The sequence below is a fragment of the Kitasatospora herbaricolor genome (genome assembly GCF_030813695.1).
Taxonomy (GTDB): domain Bacteria; phylum Actinomycetota; class Actinomycetes; order Streptomycetales; family Streptomycetaceae; genus Kitasatospora; species Kitasatospora herbaricolor.
Window position 1 is genome coordinate 1,592,094 of record NZ_JAUSVA010000002.1, and the last position, 14,699, is coordinate 1,606,792.

The 14,699-nt window shown below is 73.3% G+C and carries 15 protein-coding genes; 10 read left to right on the plus strand and 5 right to left on the minus strand.

What is annotated here, in order from left to right:
• A complete protein-coding gene (locus J2S46_RS07265) occupies window positions 1-741 on the minus strand; it encodes an alpha/beta fold hydrolase (RefSeq protein ID WP_191290829.1) in 741 nt (246 codons plus the stop codon).
• Window positions 742-790: 49 nt separating this feature from the next.
• Here J2S46_RS07265 and J2S46_RS07270 point away from each other — a divergent pair, with 49 nt between their 5' ends.
• Window positions 791-1,168, plus strand: coding sequence for a winged helix-turn-helix transcriptional regulator (locus J2S46_RS07270; RefSeq protein WP_191290828.1), 378 nt, complete (start codon window positions 791-793; stop codon window positions 1,166-1,168).
• Between the two features lie 169 nt (window positions 1,169-1,337).
• Here the strand turns inward: J2S46_RS07270 and J2S46_RS07275 are convergent, their stop codons facing one another.
• Window positions 1,338-2,030: a GntR family transcriptional regulator gene (locus tag J2S46_RS07275; protein ID WP_191290827.1), complete on the minus strand. Its 693-nt coding sequence runs from the start codon at window positions 2,028-2,030 to the stop codon at window positions 1,338-1,340.
• A 236-nt stretch (window positions 2,031-2,266) separates the two neighbouring features.
• Between J2S46_RS07275 and J2S46_RS07280 the strand changes: the two genes are divergently transcribed.
• Window positions 2,267-3,163: an SCO6745 family protein gene (locus tag J2S46_RS07280; RefSeq protein ID WP_191290826.1), complete on the plus strand. Its 897-nt coding sequence runs from the start codon at window positions 2,267-2,269 to the stop codon at window positions 3,161-3,163.
• A gap of 55 nt (window positions 3,164-3,218) precedes the next feature.
• Here the strand turns inward: J2S46_RS07280 and J2S46_RS07285 are convergent, their stop codons facing one another.
• Window positions 3,219-3,989: an alpha/beta fold hydrolase gene (locus tag J2S46_RS07285; RefSeq protein ID WP_307349156.1), complete on the minus strand. Its 771-nt coding sequence runs from the start codon at window positions 3,987-3,989 to the stop codon at window positions 3,219-3,221.
• A 252-nt stretch (window positions 3,990-4,241) separates the two neighbouring features.
• Window positions 4,242-4,628, minus strand: a complete 387-nt coding sequence (locus J2S46_RS07290) for a peptidoglycan-binding domain-containing protein (RefSeq protein ID WP_191290824.1) — start codon at window positions 4,626-4,628, stop codon at window positions 4,242-4,244.
• Window positions 4,629-5,046: 418 nt separating this feature from the next.
• On the opposite strand from J2S46_RS07290, the gene J2S46_RS07295 reads away from it, so the two are divergent.
• Window positions 5,047-5,874, plus strand: coding sequence for an EamA family transporter (locus J2S46_RS07295; protein ID WP_307349159.1), 828 nt, complete (start codon window positions 5,047-5,049; stop codon window positions 5,872-5,874).
• Window positions 5,875-6,013: 139 nt separating this feature from the next.
• Here the strand turns inward: J2S46_RS07295 and J2S46_RS07300 are convergent, their stop codons facing one another.
• Window positions 6,014-6,757, minus strand: coding sequence for an SDR family oxidoreductase (locus J2S46_RS07300; RefSeq protein ID WP_191290823.1), 744 nt, complete (start codon window positions 6,755-6,757; stop codon window positions 6,014-6,016).
• 107 nt (window positions 6,758-6,864) lie between these two features.
• Here J2S46_RS07300 and J2S46_RS07305 point away from each other — a divergent pair, with 107 nt between their 5' ends.
• The 7 genes from J2S46_RS07305 (at window position 6,865) to J2S46_RS07335 (ending at window position 14,298) form a co-directional block, all read left to right on the plus strand.
• On the plus strand, window positions 6,865-7,353 hold the full coding sequence (locus tag J2S46_RS07305) for an RrF2 family transcriptional regulator (protein WP_191290822.1): 489 nt from the start codon (window positions 6,865-6,867) through the stop codon (window positions 7,351-7,353).
• Between the two features lie 360 nt (window positions 7,354-7,713).
• Window positions 7,714-8,454, plus strand: coding sequence for a class I SAM-dependent methyltransferase (locus J2S46_RS07310; protein WP_191290821.1), 741 nt, complete (start codon window positions 7,714-7,716; stop codon window positions 8,452-8,454).
• Between the two features lie 201 nt (window positions 8,455-8,655).
• Entirely contained in the window at window positions 8,656-9,582 is a 927-nt protein-coding gene (gene bla, locus J2S46_RS07315; RefSeq protein WP_191290820.1) for a class A beta-lactamase, read from the plus strand.
• A gap of 735 nt (window positions 9,583-10,317) precedes the next feature.
• Window positions 10,318-12,276 (plus strand): ABC transporter ATP-binding protein, encoded by a 1,959-nt coding sequence (locus tag J2S46_RS07320; protein ID WP_229912841.1) that lies wholly within the window; start codon window positions 10,318-10,320, stop codon window positions 12,274-12,276.
• Between the two features lie 305 nt (window positions 12,277-12,581).
• Window positions 12,582-13,646, plus strand: coding sequence for an NUDIX domain-containing protein (locus J2S46_RS07325; RefSeq protein ID WP_191290819.1), 1,065 nt, complete (start codon window positions 12,582-12,584; stop codon window positions 13,644-13,646).
• A complete protein-coding gene (locus tag J2S46_RS07330) occupies window positions 13,643-13,783 on the plus strand; it encodes a hypothetical protein (RefSeq protein WP_191290818.1) in 141 nt (46 codons plus the stop codon). The genes J2S46_RS07325 and J2S46_RS07330 overlap by 4 nt, the downstream gene beginning before the upstream one ends.
• Window positions 13,784-13,785: 2 nt before the next feature.
• On the plus strand, window positions 13,786-14,298 hold the full coding sequence (locus J2S46_RS07335; protein ID WP_191290817.1) for an NUDIX domain-containing protein: 513 nt from the start codon (window positions 13,786-13,788) through the stop codon (window positions 14,296-14,298).
• The last annotated feature ends 401 nt before the right edge of the window (window positions 14,299-14,699 follow it).

The following is a 14,699-nucleotide window of genomic DNA, read 5'->3' on the forward strand; positions in this document are numbered from 1 at the left end:
TCAACCGGCCTTCAGCAGCAGCTCGGTGAGTTCGCCCGGTACGGTGACCATGCAGTCGTGGCCGCTTCGCAACTCCCACACCTGCGACGGAGCACCGTTGGGCTGCACCGGGGGAACGGGGCGGCGGGTGACACCCGCCGGCGTACTGCCGACGCAGTGGATGTGGGTCCGGGGAATCGCGTCCAGAGCCGGGTTGTCGAGCCGGACGGGCTGCTGGAAGCAGCGGACCGACTCGTCCGAGAGCATCGTGCGCAGCCAGTCCGTGTCCGCGGGGTCGGTCACCCCGAACAGACCGACGGGCGCCGGCTGCTCCGGCATGGGCGGGATACGCCAGGGCGTGTCGGAAGCGGCGACGGCCTCGATCAGGTGCCCGGTCATCGGCACGACGTCGAGGACGCTCTCGCCATCGGCCGGGACCATCGCGTCGAGGTAGACCAACCCCGCTATCCGGTCCGGGACTTGATCGGCCACGGCGGAGACGACCATCCCGGCGTAGCTGTGCCCGACCAGTATCACGTCGCCGAGTTGGTTCTCCGTCAAGGCGGCGACGACGTCGGCGACATGGGTGTCGAGGCCGACGTCCGGACCGAGCAGGTGCTCCTTCTCGCCGTGACCGGTCAGCGAGGGGGCGAGAACCCGGTGCCCGGCCCGGGCCAGCAGGGGGACCACCCGGTCCCAGACGCGCCCGCTGTGCCAGGCGCCGTGGACAAGGACGTAGTTCTTCGTGCGCGGTGTGCTCATGGAAAAGACGCTAGTGAGCCGACAGGAACCTCTTGGTAACCTTCGGCGCATGGACGACTCAGCGGGAAGCGTCTTCCTCGCCGACTGCCCCGCCCGGCTGGCCATCGAGATCATCACCAACAAGTGGGCGGTGGTCGTCCTGTTCGCGCTCAGTCGCGGGCCGTGTCGGCACGGCGAACTCGTGGATCTCGTCGGCGGCATCTCGCGCAAGGTGCTCACCCAGACGCTGCGCAGGCTCCAGGGCTACGGCCTGGTCGAACGCCGCAGCTTTCCCGAAGCGCCTCCGCGGGTCGAGTACCACCTGACCGACCTCGGCCGGACCCTCGTCGGGCCCATCGCCGTGCTGACCGACTGGGCGAGGTCCTACGGTGGTGCCGTCGTCAGCTTCCAGGAGGCGGCGGAGGAGGAGTCCGCGTCCGGCAGCTGACAGCCCGGGCGCGGCTCCGGCTCGGGCGGACGTCTTCACCCACCGTTCGGGCCGAGGGCGTCGCACCGCGACCGGACAGCATCGAGATCCCGGCCCGCTCGGCGACCGCGCAGCCGCCACCCGACCGATGCAGGCGATCGGGCCGCCGCCTCGATGATGCGGCAGGTCGTCAGGTGGCTCGACCTGAACCGTCGGTCAGCGCAGCCGCGGTCAGCGTGAGGTGCTGAGCCAAGAGCGCGGCCGCGGTGTCGGCGTCGCGGGCCAGCGCCGCCTCCTCCAGCCTGCGGTGCTCCTCGGCGCCGTCCCGGTCGGGGTTGCGGTGCGCCGACCAGCGGCGGGCCAGTTCGCTCGCGGTCCACAGCCGGTCGAAGGTCTCCAGCAGTGCGCGGTTGCCGCACGCCTCCAGCAACGTGCGGTGGAAGACCCGGTGCGCCTCGGCCCAAGCGGCGGTGTAGTGCTCGCCTTCCGTCGGCGCGTACGCCGGGGTGCGGGCCAGGCGATGGTGGGCGGCCCGCACGCGGGACTCCCAGTCGATGTCGCCCCGCTCGACGGACATGCGCAGGACGACCGGTTCGATGGTCCGGCGGGCTTCCGCGATCTCCTGCCAGCGGTGGTCGGAGTAGGGCGGGACCGCGAATCCGCGGTTGGGCAGCCGGTCGGCGAGCCCCTCGCCGACCAGCCGCACCAGCGCCTCGCGCGTGACGGCCAGGCTCACGCCCTGTTGCCTGGCGAGGTCCTGCGGCTTGAGGGCGTCACCAGGGGCGTGGTCACCGCGCATGATCGCGTCCCGCAGGTGTGCGTGGACCTGCTCGGAGAGCATCTGCTTCCCGGAGGGAGCGGGGCTGTGAGGCGTGCCAGTCATGGCGCAAGCTTAGACGATCCGCTTGATAATCGATTATTGCTGCTACTGTCGATTCATCAGCGGAGGAGAGCGATCGACGAAGGCACCGTTCCGTCGCCGTGCGGCGCGACGACCGGCCGTGCCCCTCTCCCTGCCGTCCTCGGCTCCACCATGGCCGCTCCCGCCCTCGAACGCGCGGCGTCGGTCCCACCGCCCGAACCCACAGCGCCGCCAGACTCCCCGGAGGAAGATCCGCGATGCAGCTCGACGAACTTCCCGGCTCCGCCCGCCCCGGCGACGGCCCGACGGACCTGAGCGCCGTCCGCGAGGTCAGCCGTGCCGTCAGCGCCGCCCACCTGTTCATCTATCTCGCCCCCGAGAGCGCCCAGGCGGCGGCCGAACTCGGCGTGACCGACCGCGGGGCGGCCTATCTGGCCTTCCGGTCGGCCGCCATGGGCGCGGTTCCGTGGCAGGTCACGCTCGCGGCCTTCTACAACTTCAGCCCGCGGGCGGTGCGGGCCATGGCCGGCGTGTGGGACGCCGCGCCGCCCGAGCGGTGGCAGGCCGCCCGCTTCCGGGCCGCCGGACAGGCGATGCGGCGCGTCGACACGCAGCTGACGGACGACCACCTCGCCGAGGCGCGCTCACTGATCGACCCGGTCGTCGCCGGTGCCGACTACGCCGGCAAGGTGCTCGCCGCCGCGAACGCCTCGGTCGCGCTTCCGGGCGATCCCCTCGTCGCGCTGTGGCAGCAGATCACGGTGGCGCGAGAATGGCGCGGCGACGCCCACCTCGTCGTGCTCGCCGACAACGGCCTCGGGCCGTGCGACTGTCTCGTTCTGCACACCGCCACGGGCCGGCTCCCGGCAGCGCTCGTGCGGGCGACCCGCCGCTGGGACGACGAGGAGTGGACCGCGGCGACCTCGCGTCTGGTGGCGCGCGGCTGGCTCGACTCCGACGCCGTGATCACGGCGGCCGGCAGCGCGGCACGCGAGCGCATCGAGGTGGAGACGGACCAGCACTGCGCCGCACTGTGGGAGCCGGTCGGCGCCCTGGGTGCCCGCCGCTTCGCCTCGCTCATCGCGCCGATCAGCGAGGCGTTCACCGCGGCCGACACGCGTCAGGCTGCTCGCGGACTGCAGGATGTCGGGTAGACGGCCCGCTCCCGGAGCGTCGAGCGGCCGACGGACAGCCAGCAGCACCTCCCGCTCAGGACGCGGTGCTCCTGACCAAGAAGTCACGGACGGCATCGGCGAATTCGGCGGGCGCATCGTGGTGCACGACGTGCCCGGCGGGCAGCTCGACCAGCTCGGCCCGGCCGCGCCGGCGGGTCACCATGGCGCGGGCGTGGTCGGCGGCCAGTTCGTCGCTGCGCGTGCCACGCACCAGCAGCGTCGGGCAGCTGACGCCCGTCCAGTCCCCCCAGTGGTCGCCGTTGAGCGCCTTCTGGGAGCGCACGGTGTCCTCAAGGTCGAAGGAGAATCCCCAACCGTCCCCGGACCGCCGTACCGAACACTCCAGATAGGGTGCGGCCGCGCCGAGTGCCGCGATCAGCTCCGGTCGGGACGCGGCACCCCGCAGGAGCCGCTCGGTGAACGACCAGTCGCAGTCCACCACCGCGCCGATGTCCTCGACGATCAGCGCGGTGACCCGGCCCGGATGCCTCGCGGCGTACTGGTAGGCGTTCAGGCCGCCCAGCGAGTGACCCACGACCGCCACCGGACCGAGGCCCAGATGTCGGTGGAACGCCGCGATGTCGGCCACGTAGTCGCCCCGTTCGTACCCCGTGGCCCGGTCGGACTCACCGTGCCCGCGCTGATCGAGCGCGATCACCCGCCACCGCGGCGCCAACGCCTCGCCCAGCGGCCCGAAGGCCGAGGCCTCGTTGTAGTGCCCGTGGAAGGCCAGCAGGGGAACACCCGGGCCGCCGAAGTCCAGGTAGGACAGCCGCCGCCCGTGCACCATGAAGAACTCACGCATGCCGGTCATGCTAGGCACCGCCACCGACACGGACGGCGCCGGAGACCGAACCGGACGGACGGGGCACGTGGTAACCCGGGTGGCCTCCTGCCCATGGACACCGTGATCCCGGGCGGGCGCGGACGGCTGCCGGCGAACCTGTACACGTCCTGCTCCACGCGGGCGGGTTGACCCAGGGCCCGTCCGGCCCTGGGTCAACCCGCCCGCCCTGGGCAGCCCTTGCCGGAGTCGGCGCGAACCCGTTGCCGTCCGTCAGGACTGCGTCGGCATGACCTGGTAGCAGGCCGGGCCGTCGAGGTCGCCGGCGATCCAGGCCCAGTACATGCGCCCGCCGGTCGCGGGGCCCACCACGCCGTCGGGGTCCAGGCCGAAGGCGCTCTGGTAGCGCTTGACCTCGGTGAGCGTGTTGTTGCCGAACTGCCCGTCCACGCTGATGAGGTGGCTGCTGCCGCCGCCCTGCACCGAGTTCCAGTGGTTCAGCGCGTACTGCACGCACTGGACGTTGAAGCCGGAGTTCCCGTAGCGGATGTACGGCGCGCCGACCTTCGCGCTCGCCGAAGCGGTCCCGGCCGCGACCAGCAGGGCCGCGCTGAACGCCACCGTCGCGCCGCGCAGCGCGGACTTCACCTTCTGCCTCATGCTCAGATCCTTTCTGTACGTCGGTGACCCGCGGACGGCGCCGGGGCACCTCGCACCCGGACTCCGCGAGCAGTCCCGTACGCGTCCTGATCCGCAGGACGTCGACGACCCTGTCGCGGCGCCCGCCCGTACCGCCCGGGGATCACCCGTTCTACCGGTGACGGTGCAGCACCGTGCCAACGGATCGCCAACACACCACCAACCGGCGCGCTCCCCGCCCGCCCGGTCCGCCACCGCCCGGTCCGCCCCGTCAGCCCCGTCAGCCCGTGCCTGGCCGGCGCCAGCCAGGAATGCCGGCGCACCGCTCGCCCGGCCGCGGGGGCTCGCCGGTTGACGGCACCGCCCCAGAACGATAGACGTTGTATGTACAACTTTTCCGTTCGAGGGGACGCCGGTGAGTCCGGAAGCAGTACCGTGCGTGGTCCTGGTCGCAGCCTTGCTGCACGCCGTCTGGAACGCACTCGCCCACGGAATGGCGGACAAGCTCGCGGGGTTCGCCCTGATGAACACGGTTTTCCTCGCCGTCGGCGCGGCGATGACCTGGCCGGCGCCGCTGCCCGACCGCTCGGCCTGGCCGTGCCTCGCCGCCTCCGCGGCGCTCCAGGTCTGCTACCAGCTCCAGCTCCTGCGGGCCTACCGCCTCGGCGACTTCGGGCAGATGTACCCGCTCGCCCGGGGCACCTCGCCGATGGTCGTGGCCCTGGTCGCGGCGACCGTCCTGGGGGACCCGCTGCACGGCACCCGGCTGCTGGGCATCCTGGTGATCTCGCTCGGACTGGCCGGCCTCGCGTTCGCCGGCGGACTGCCGGGCCGTGAGCAGCTGCCCGCGCTGGGCGCGGCGCTCACCACCGGTGCGCTGATCGCGGCGTACACCGTGGTGGACGGCATCGGGGTCCGCCGGTCCGGCGCCGCGGACGGCTACATCGCGTGGATGTTCCTCACCCAGGGCGCGGCCGTGCTCACGGTGGCCGTGCTGCTGCGCGGCCGCGCCCTGCCCGGCCAGCTCCGGCAGGGACGGGTGGCCGGGCTGACCGGCGGGCTCATCTCGCTGACGGCCTACGGCCTGGTCGTCTGGGCGCAGACCGCCGGCGACCTGGCCACCATCGCGGCCCTGCGCGAGACCAGCATCGTGCTCGCCGCGCTCATCGGCGTCCTCTTCCTGCGCGAACGCCTCGGCCATGTCCGCCTGGCCGCCAGCGCCACCGTGCTCACCGGCATCGCCGTCCTGGAACTCGCCCACGGCTGACCCGGTGCCCCCCGCCGCCCCGGGCCGGCCGCGCCGCGCGACGACGACACCGACCGACCCGCACGGGCGACGCGGCCCCGGCGGAGCCGGTCCGAGGGGTGGGGCCGGCCCGCGGCGGGCCCGGCGCAGCCGGGGCCGGTCAACCGTTGCGAGTGGTCCGCAGCCAGTCCCGGTAGTGGGTGGGGGCCAGCCGGGCGGCCGGGCCGGCGGTGAGGACGTCGCCCCGGACGGCGGCGAACAGGCCGGCCCGGTCGTCGGTGACGACCGGCCGCCCGTCCTCCCGGGCGGCCAGGGTGATGCGGCCGACCTCGTCCAGGGTGAACCTGTCAGGGCCCGCGACGTCGAGGATGCCGTCGAGCGGGGCGCCGGTGGCCACGTCCGCGAGGGCGTCGACCACGTCGTCGGCGGCGATGGGCTGGACGGGGGTGGCCGGCAGCCGGACGGCGGTGTCGTCCGAGGTCCAGGACATGGTGGGCTCCATGAACTCGAAGAACTGGGTGGCGCGGACGATCGAGTACGGGGTCGGGCCGCCGCGCAGCAGCTCCTCCTGGAGCAGCTTGGCCCGGTAGTAGTCCAGCTGGGGGACCTGGTCGACCCCGACGATCGACAGGACGACCTGGTGGCGCACGCCGGCCTTCTCGCCCGCGGCGAGCAGGTTGCCCACGGTGGTGCGGAAGAAGGCGAGGGACTGGTCGTCGAAGGTCGGGGAGTTGGTCACGTTGACGACCGTGTGAGCACCGGCCAGGGCCGCCTCGAGGCCGGCACCGGTGAGCAGGTCGACGCCGGAGGACAGGGACGCCGTGGTCACGTCGTGGCCCCGCTTCTCGAGTACGGCGGCGAGCCGGGATCCGATCAGACCGGTGCCGATGACGGTGATCTTCATGGTGTGCCTTCCTTCGTGAGCCGGGCGTTCCCCCGGACGTTAACTCGGACATCGAATGTCCGGGATACTACTCGGATAGTATATGTCCGAGTCATTTGGGAGGTGGCGTGAAACTGTCGGGCGGCGTCGAATGGGCCCTGCACTGCTGTGTGGTGCTGACCGCGGCCACCGAACCGGTGCCGGCCGCCCGGCTGGCCGAACTGCACGACGTCTCGCCGAGCTACATGGCCAAACAGCTCCAGGCGCTCTCCCGGGCCGGGCTGGTGCGTTCGACCCAGGGCAAGACCGGCGGTTACGTGATCACCCGGGACGCCGGCGAGATCACGCTCCTGGACGTGGTGCAGGCCGTCGACGGGGCGAGCCCGGCGTTCGTGTGCACCGAGATACGCCAGCGAGGCCCCTTCGCCACGCCGCCCGAGCAGTGCACCAAGCCGTGCCCCGTCGCCCGGGCGATGGGAACCGCGGACGCCGCCTGGCGGGCCGCGCTGGCCGGGATCACGATCGCCGACCTGGTCGCCTCGGTGGAGAGCGACAGCGGACCGGAGGCGCTGCCGGGGATCGGCAGCTGGCTGACCGCCGGACCCGGCCCGCACTGACCGGGCCGCGGCGCCGGGCGACGGCCACCACCGGCGGCCCTGTCGCCACCGGGCCGCACCGGCAGTTCGGCTTCACGAAGGGCCACTTGTCGCCCGCCGACTTCGGGGCACGACCTCCCGGAGGAGAAGGACGAACCGCAGAGGGTGATTGACCGATGGTCATATCCTCGGCGCACCGGGGCATTCGGGCCGGTGGTCCCACCAGTCGTCCGATGCGATCACGAAGACTGCACCGGCCTTTCGGCACGGCATATTTGGAGCATCCGCCAGTACGACGCCCCGCCAGCGGGCGGGAGACTTCCGGCCAGGAGCTGCGGCCCGATCCGAGAGCCGGAGCCGACGCAGAGGGGGAACCGTACGATGAGCGGTCAGCTGTACGACGAGATCGGTGAGGCGTTCGAGGGCTTCAAGACCCTCCCGCTCGCGCGCTACGGGGAGGTGCCCGGCTTCCTCTCCCTGGTCGGCGACGTGAAGGGCCGGTCGATCCTCGACCTGGCCTCGGGAACCGGCTTCTACAGCCGGGAGTTCAAGCGCCGCGGCGCGTCCCACGTCCTCGGCGTCGACATCTCCTCCGCGATGGTCGACGCGGCCCGGGCCCTGGAGGACGGCGACCCGCTGGGCGTCCACTACGAGGTCGGCGACGTCGCCCGACTGCGCGCCTTCGAGCCGCCCTTCGACATCGCGGTCGCGGTCCAGCTGTTCAACTACGCCGACGACGTCGCCACCATCGAGCGGATGTGTCGCGCCGTCCACCGCAGCGTCGTGGACGGGGCCGAGTTCTTCGTCTTCACGCAGAACCCGGACCTCCGCTTCGACGGGCCCTCGCTGGCCAAGTACGGCTTCCTGTGCGAATCGCTCGGCGAGGAGACCGAGATCGGGCCGCGCGTGCGGATCACCGCACTCCTCGACCCGCCGATCTCGTTCGTCGCGAACCCGCCGAGCCGCGAGGTCCTGGAGCGGAGCCTGCGGGCGGCCGGATTCAAGGACATCACCTGGGTGCCCCTGGAGATCTCCGACGCCGGCCTGCGGGCGTACGGCGAGGAGTTCTGGGCGGACTTCACCGCCAACCCCCCGCTGGCCATGCTGCGCTGCCGCGCCTGACCCGGACTGCTCGCCCCTGGCGGCCCGACCCCGGCTCGACCGGTGACGGGCCGCCAGGCGGCGGACGGCGGAAGGCGGACGGGAACGCACACGTGTGGGGCTGCGTCCTCATGAGAGATGTCCTCATAAGGGACGAATGGGTCGGCCACCCGAAAGAGGGACGGCCGACCGACAGCTGGCCGCACGAACAGAGGAAAGCACATGGACATGCGTCCGAGTCGGCGCGGGGTGGTGACCGGAGCCGCCGCGACAGCCCTCACCGTCCTTCTCCCCACCGCGGGCACGGCCTTCGCCCATAGCCCGGACGGCGGGCGGACCACCGCCCGGCTGCACGCCCTTGAGCGGGCGCACTCCGCGCGGCTGGGGGTCTTCGCGTGGGACACCGTCACCGGCCGGACCGTGCTGCACCGCGCGGACGAACTCTTCCCGATGTGCTCGACGTTCAAGACGATCGCCGTCGCCGCCGTCCTGCGGGACCTCGACCGGGACGGCGAGTTCCTGGCCCACCGCATCCGGTACACGCAGCAGGACGTCACGGCGTCCGGCTACGCGCCGGTCACCGGCCTGCCCGGGAACCTCGCCGACGGCATGACCGTCGCCGACCTGTGCGCGGCCGCCGTCGACCACAGCGACAACACCGCCGCCAACCTCCTGCTGCGCGAGCTCGGCGGCCCCGGCGCGGTCACCCGCTTCTGCCGCTCCGTCGGGGACGAGGTCACCCGGCTGGACCGGTGGGAGCCCGAGCTGAACTCGGCGGAGCCCGGCCGGGTGACCGACACTTCGAGCCCCCGCGCGATCGGCCGGACGTACGCCCGCCTCACCCGGGGAGGCGCCCTCCGCCCGGGGGACGCGAAGCGGCTGACCGGTTGGCTGCTGGGCAACACCACCAGCACCGACCGCTTCAGGGCGGGGCTGCCCAGGGACTGGACCGTCGCGGACAAGACCGGCACCGGCGCCCACGGCACCACCAACGACGTGGGCATCACCTGGCCGCCCGGCCGGGGCCCGATCGTGCTGGCGGTCCTGTCCACCAAGGACGCCTCCGCCGCGCCCGCGGACGAACCACTGGTCGCCGGCGCCGCCGCGCTGCTGGCGGCGGAACTGACCGGGACCGGGTCGGCCGGGTAGGCGGCGGCGCCGACCGGGACCAGGTCGGCCGGGTGGGCGGCGGCGCGCCGACCGGTGGCGGCGCCCGCGAAGTCTCCCAGGGCCAGACGGTGTTCGCTTCCCGCCTCGCCCTGCCCGGCGTCGCTGCCGTTTCCCCCGGGAGGGTCCTGGAAGCCCGCCGTCCGGCCCCGCCCGGGCTCCGGCACCACACCGCCCTCCGGACTCCTGGCCGCCCCTCCTCCGGGCCTGCCCACCGCCCGAAACCTGCTGTGCGGCTGACCAGTCGAACGAGTGAATTCGGTGACGAGCGCGCTCCGGATGGTCCGCTCGCCCGTCCCGCCGGCCGGATCCCCTCGAACTCCACGGGCCACGGTCGTCGAACGGACGCTCGGGCGCCTGCGCACTGGGATCCGGCCCCCCGGCCACCGCCGACCACGCCCGGCCGACGAGCGAGCGGACCCTCCCTCGCGTAATCGAAATGCCCCCGTTCGACCCGGGCTCGCCCGGAGGTGATCCGCTTGAACGGCGCGATCGAACAGCACCATCATCAGACCCTCCCGGCCGGTGGGCCATCCACCCAACTCAGCTCCCTGGAAGCCTAATTGGTCATCCCAGGGCTGTCCCACCGGCGATCCCCCATGCTCGCGCACCGTCTGTGTCTGGAGGAGCTGTGGTGAATCCCCCCGCCCCGGTGGCCGGAATCCGGCCCACTCGTGAGGGCCTCGCGGTCCAGGACGTCCGCAAGGAGGCCAAAGCTTGAGCGCCACGACAGGCACCCCGGCCGAAGCGGCCGACGAGGAACTGCGCTGGCTCGCCGACGGCCGGCGCGTCGAGGCGATCGAGGCGATCAGCGTCACGGCGATGGCCCGCCGCCTGCCGACCCTCGTGATCCGTGCCTTCCGTCTCGGCTGGCACATCGACCGCTCGTCCGTCGCGCTGCTCCTGGCCTGCCAGGCCGTGTCCGCCGTGCTCGGCGCGGCCGGCCTGTTCGCGACCACCGGCACGATCTCGGCCCTGTTCGGCCCGGGCCAGGTCGGCGAGAAGCTCGCCCACGCCGCGCCCTCGATCATCGTGATCGCGACGGCGGCCGGGGCCCGCTCCCTGCTCGGCATCACGATCCGGACCATCACCATCCAGCTGTCCCCCCGCATCTCCCGCGAGGCCGAGGCCGCGGTGCTGCGCGCCACCGTGGCCGCCGAGCTGACCGCCTACGACCACGCCGGCTACAACGACGAACTGGAGGCCGCCGACCGCGGCGCCGAGGTGTGCGTGGACATCGTCGGGGAGGCGCAGAACCTGCTCGCCTCGCTCGCCGCCCTGATCGGCGCGGCCGGTGTGCTGACCGTGCTCCACCCGGCCCTGCTCCCCCTGCTGGTCCTGGCGGCACTGCCGCAGGGGATCGCGTCGGTGCGCGCCGCCCGGGTGCAGTTCCTGGCGAACCGGGCCGCGATCGGCGACCGCCGGATCATGGCGAACCTGCGCTGGTACATCCACCTCAAGCGCAACGCCGACCAGGTCCGCTCCGACACCATGGGGGACTTCCTGCTCGACAAGTACGAGCAGGTCGGCCGGCGGCTGGACGCCGGCTCGCGGCAGGCGGCGATGCAGAGCGCCCGGGTGTCGGTGGCCGGCGCGGCCGCGTCCGGCCTCGGCACGGCCCTGGTGTGGGCGGCGATGCTCTGGCTGGTCAGCACCGGCCGGATGAGCCTGCCGCGCGGCGGCGCGGCGGTGTTCGCGCTCGCCGCGGTCGGCACCAGTCTGAGCGGCATCGTCGGCTACGGCGCGGACCTGTTCCGCACCGGCATGTATCTGGACGACTGGTCGAGCTTCCTGGACACCGCCGGCGGTCACCGGCCGCGGCGCGGCACCGGCGTGCCGCAGGCGCCCGACCGGATCGCCGTGGAGAACCTCGTCTACGCCTACCCCGCCGCCGACCGCACCGCCCTCGACGGGGTCAGCCTGCACGTCGAACGGGGCGAGATCCTGGCCCTGGTGGGCGAGAACGACTCCGGCAAGACCACCCTCTCGAAGCTGCTGGCCGGGCTCTACCTGCCGGACGGCGGGTCGGTGCGGTGGGACGGGCACGACACCCGGGACCTGGACCCGCAGGCCCTGTGGCGGCAGGTCGCGGTCGTGCCGCAGGACTACGCGCGCTGGCCGCTGACCTGCCGGGAGAACATCACGCTGGGCCAGCCGACCGCCGAGGGCGACCGGGCCGTGCTGCGCGCCGCCGACGCCTCCGGAGCGGGCGAGGTCGTCGCCAAGCTCCGCCGGGGCCTCGCGACGCTGCTGGCGGTGGAGTGGCTCGGCGGCGAGGAGCTGTCCGGCGGGCAGTGGCAGCGCCTGGCCATCGCCCGGGCGTTCCACCGGGAGGCCGGACTCCTCGTCCTGGACGAGCCGACCGCCGCCCTCGATCCGCGGGCCGAGCACCGGATCTTCCAGAACCTGCGGGCCGTCGCACAGCAGCGGGCGGTCGTCCTGGTCACCCACCGGCTCACGAATGTGGCCGTCGCCGACCGCATCGTCGTCCTCGAAGACGGAAAGGTCCTCCAGGAGGGCACGTTCGCCGAGCTGGTCGCCGAGGACGGCGGCCGGTTCAGGGAACTGTGGGATCTGCAGAACGAACGCACCGGCGTCCCCGCCCAGCGGAACGCGCCGGCCGCGGAACGCCAGGAGGGCAAGAGGAGCCACGGGAGCGAAGGGAGCGACCTGTGATCGACTTCGGAGTGCTGACCGCGTCGGCCGCCCGCGAGGGCATCGAGCGGATCGGCGTAGGTGTGGTGGTCCGCGACACCGGCGGCCGGATCCTGACGATCCGCCGGGCCGGGCCGGAACTCACATCGGACTGTTGGGAGTTCCCGGAGGGGCGCCTGCACCGACGGCGAGGACGTGGAGGCCGGCGCCGAGCGCGTGCTGGCCGAGCGGACCGGGCTCGCCGGTCGGCCGCTGGAGTACGCGCGGAGCCTGGACCTCACCGACCGGCGCGCCGGCGGCTGCGGCAGTTCGTCTTCACCACCGCGGTGCCGGACGGCACCCCGGTTGCCCTCTCCCCGGACCACGACGCCCTTCAGTGGGCGGATCCGGACCGGCTGCCCGCGGCCGCCGACCGGCAGCGCGAGGTGGTCGAGCGGCTCACCGGCCGCCCGGCGGCTCCGGGCCGGCTCCCGGCCGGCGACCCTCGCCCCGGCCTGGTACGGCTGACCGCCCACAGCTGCTTCCTGGTCACCGACCCGGACGGGCGGGTCCTGGGGATGCGCTCGGCCGCCGACCCGGCCGGGTGGGAATTCCCCGGCGGCGACGTCGGATCCGGCGAGTCCCCGTTCGCCGCCGCGCTGCGCCAGGCCAGGGAGCAGCTCGGCCTCGACCTCGCCGCGGAGAACCCCGAGGTGATCGCCCGCCGGCACCTGGTCGCCGTCGTCCACGAGCAGGCCGGCGCCCACGGCCCGGCGCCGGCGAGCCGGTACGTCTTCGACGGCGGGGTCTTCACCGAGGAGCAGCAGGCCCGGATCCGGCCCGCCGCGGCCGGGCACACCGAGTGGCGCTTCGAAACCGCTCACGACTGGCACGCGCTGCTGTCCCCGGCGGGCTACCAACGGCTCCTCCGGATCCTGCGCGCGCACTGCTCCGGTACCGCCCTGTACCTGGAGCACCCGGCCGCAGCCGACGAGTTCGAGGGCGTCATGGTGTTCGTCACCGATCGCGAGGGCCGGCTGCTGATGCATCACCGCGACGACAAGCCGGGCATCGCCTGGCCGGGGTACTGGACCCCGATCGGCGGCTGGCGCGAGGCCCACGAGACCCCGCAGGAGACCGCGGCACGCGAGGTCCTCGAAGAGGCCGGGATCACGGTCACCGGCCTGCGGCCCCTGCCGGGCCCGCACCACGAACTGGTCCACCGGCTCACCTCGGTCCTGCACGCCGTCCAGGACGGTCCCGAGGCGGACCTGCGGCTCGGCGACGAGGGCCTGGCCGTGCGCATGGTCCCCCTCGGCGAGGTGCCCGCCCTCAAGGTCCCGCCCTACATGCGGCACTACCTGCCCCTGCTGGCCGACCTGACCGCCGCATCCGAGGGAGGCTTCCGATGACCGCTCCCGAACAGCAGCACTTCCACGCCCTGACAGCCGAAGGCGCCGGCGTCCCGCCCGAGGACCCGGGTCAGGCCGACCAGCTCGCCGCCGCGCTCCGCGCCCGGCTCCACCACCCCGACCTGCGAGGAGCCTGACCGTGGCCTTCGTCCCGCCCGAGCTGTTCGTCCCGACCCTGCCGCACGGCGTCTCCTACGCCGGGGTCTTCTGCACCGACCGCCACGACCGGCCGCTGCTCCTCACCTCCGTCCATCACCCTGGCGAGTACCAGTACCCCGGTGGCCTGCTCGACGCCGGCGAGGACCCGTGGGTGTGCGCGCTGCGGGAGACGGCCGAGGAGATCGGCTTCGTCCCCGCCTCGCTCGACGACGCACCCCGCCTCCTGCTGCTCTCCTTCACGCCGCCCGAGGCGCCCTGGCCGTGGAAGATCGGCGTGACCTTCGACGGCGGCCGGCTCACCGACCAGGAGATCGGCCGGATCGCCCTGGACCCCGCCGAGCACAGCGGGCACGCCGTACGCAGCGTCGAGGAGTGGTCCCGCATCGTCAGCCCGCGCCGGCTGCACACCCTGCGAGTCTCGCTCGCCGCCCGGCGCACCGGCACCGCCGCCTACCTCCGTACCCACGACCGGCTTCCCGGCGAGCCCGGATGACGGCCTGACGGGAAATCCCCCTCCGTCCGGGCGAGGGCGTTGCGGGCCGCTCCGGCGAGGATCCGGTCGCCCGGGCGAACGGCCGGCAGGGTGCGCCGCCCGCCGGCCCTCCTACGTCGGAGACGCCGCGATGGCTGGAAGCGCTCTCTCCGTGGCCGACTGCCCAGGTGCGGCAAGGGCAGCCGTCCAGGCGCGGAGGGCGGGGCGGGATCCGATGTCCGAACTCCGGCGATTTCACTCAACCATCTTTGAAGGAAGTTGAGTTGACTGATCGACGATTCGGCAAGGTCGTCCCTCGGCCCGTCCTGCCTCCCCGGGCCGAGGGAATCCACCACTCACCGCCCCAGGGCCACCCGACCGAAACAGCCCCACCGACCGGCCCACCGCACCCGGAATCGCCA

Excerpts from the sequence above, each read along its gene's own strand:
- J2S46_RS07280 (WP_191290826.1), top strand. The coding sequence starts at position 2,267 with ATGCAGCTCGACGAACTTCCCGGCTCCGCCCGCCCCGGCGACGGCCCG.
- bla (WP_191290820.1), top strand. The coding sequence starts at position 8,656 with ATGGACATGCGTCCGAGTCGGCGCGGGGTGGTGACCGGAGCCGCCGCG.
- J2S46_RS07330 (WP_191290818.1), top strand. The coding sequence starts at position 13,643 with ATGACCGCTCCCGAACAGCAGCACTTCCACGCCCTGACAGCCGAAGGC.
- J2S46_RS07265 (WP_191290829.1), bottom strand. The coding sequence starts at position 741 with ATGAGCACACCGCGCACGAAGAACTACGTCCTTGTCCACGGCGCCTGG.
- J2S46_RS07290 (WP_191290824.1), bottom strand. The coding sequence starts at position 4,628 with ATGAGGCAGAAGGTGAAGTCCGCGCTGCGCGGCGCGACGGTGGCGTTC.
- J2S46_RS07270 (WP_191290828.1), top strand. The coding sequence starts at position 791 with ATGGACGACTCAGCGGGAAGCGTCTTCCTCGCCGACTGCCCCGCCCGG.
- J2S46_RS07300 (WP_191290823.1), bottom strand. The coding sequence starts at position 6,757 with ATGAAGATCACCGTCATCGGCACCGGTCTGATCGGATCCCGGCTCGCC.
- J2S46_RS07310 (WP_191290821.1), top strand. The coding sequence starts at position 7,714 with ATGAGCGGTCAGCTGTACGACGAGATCGGTGAGGCGTTCGAGGGCTTC.
- J2S46_RS07285 (WP_307349156.1), bottom strand. The coding sequence starts at position 3,989 with ATGCGTGAGTTCTTCATGGTGCACGGGCGGCGGCTGTCCTACCTGGAC.
- J2S46_RS07275 (WP_191290827.1), bottom strand. The coding sequence starts at position 2,030 with ATGACTGGCACGCCTCACAGCCCCGCTCCCTCCGGGAAGCAGATGCTC.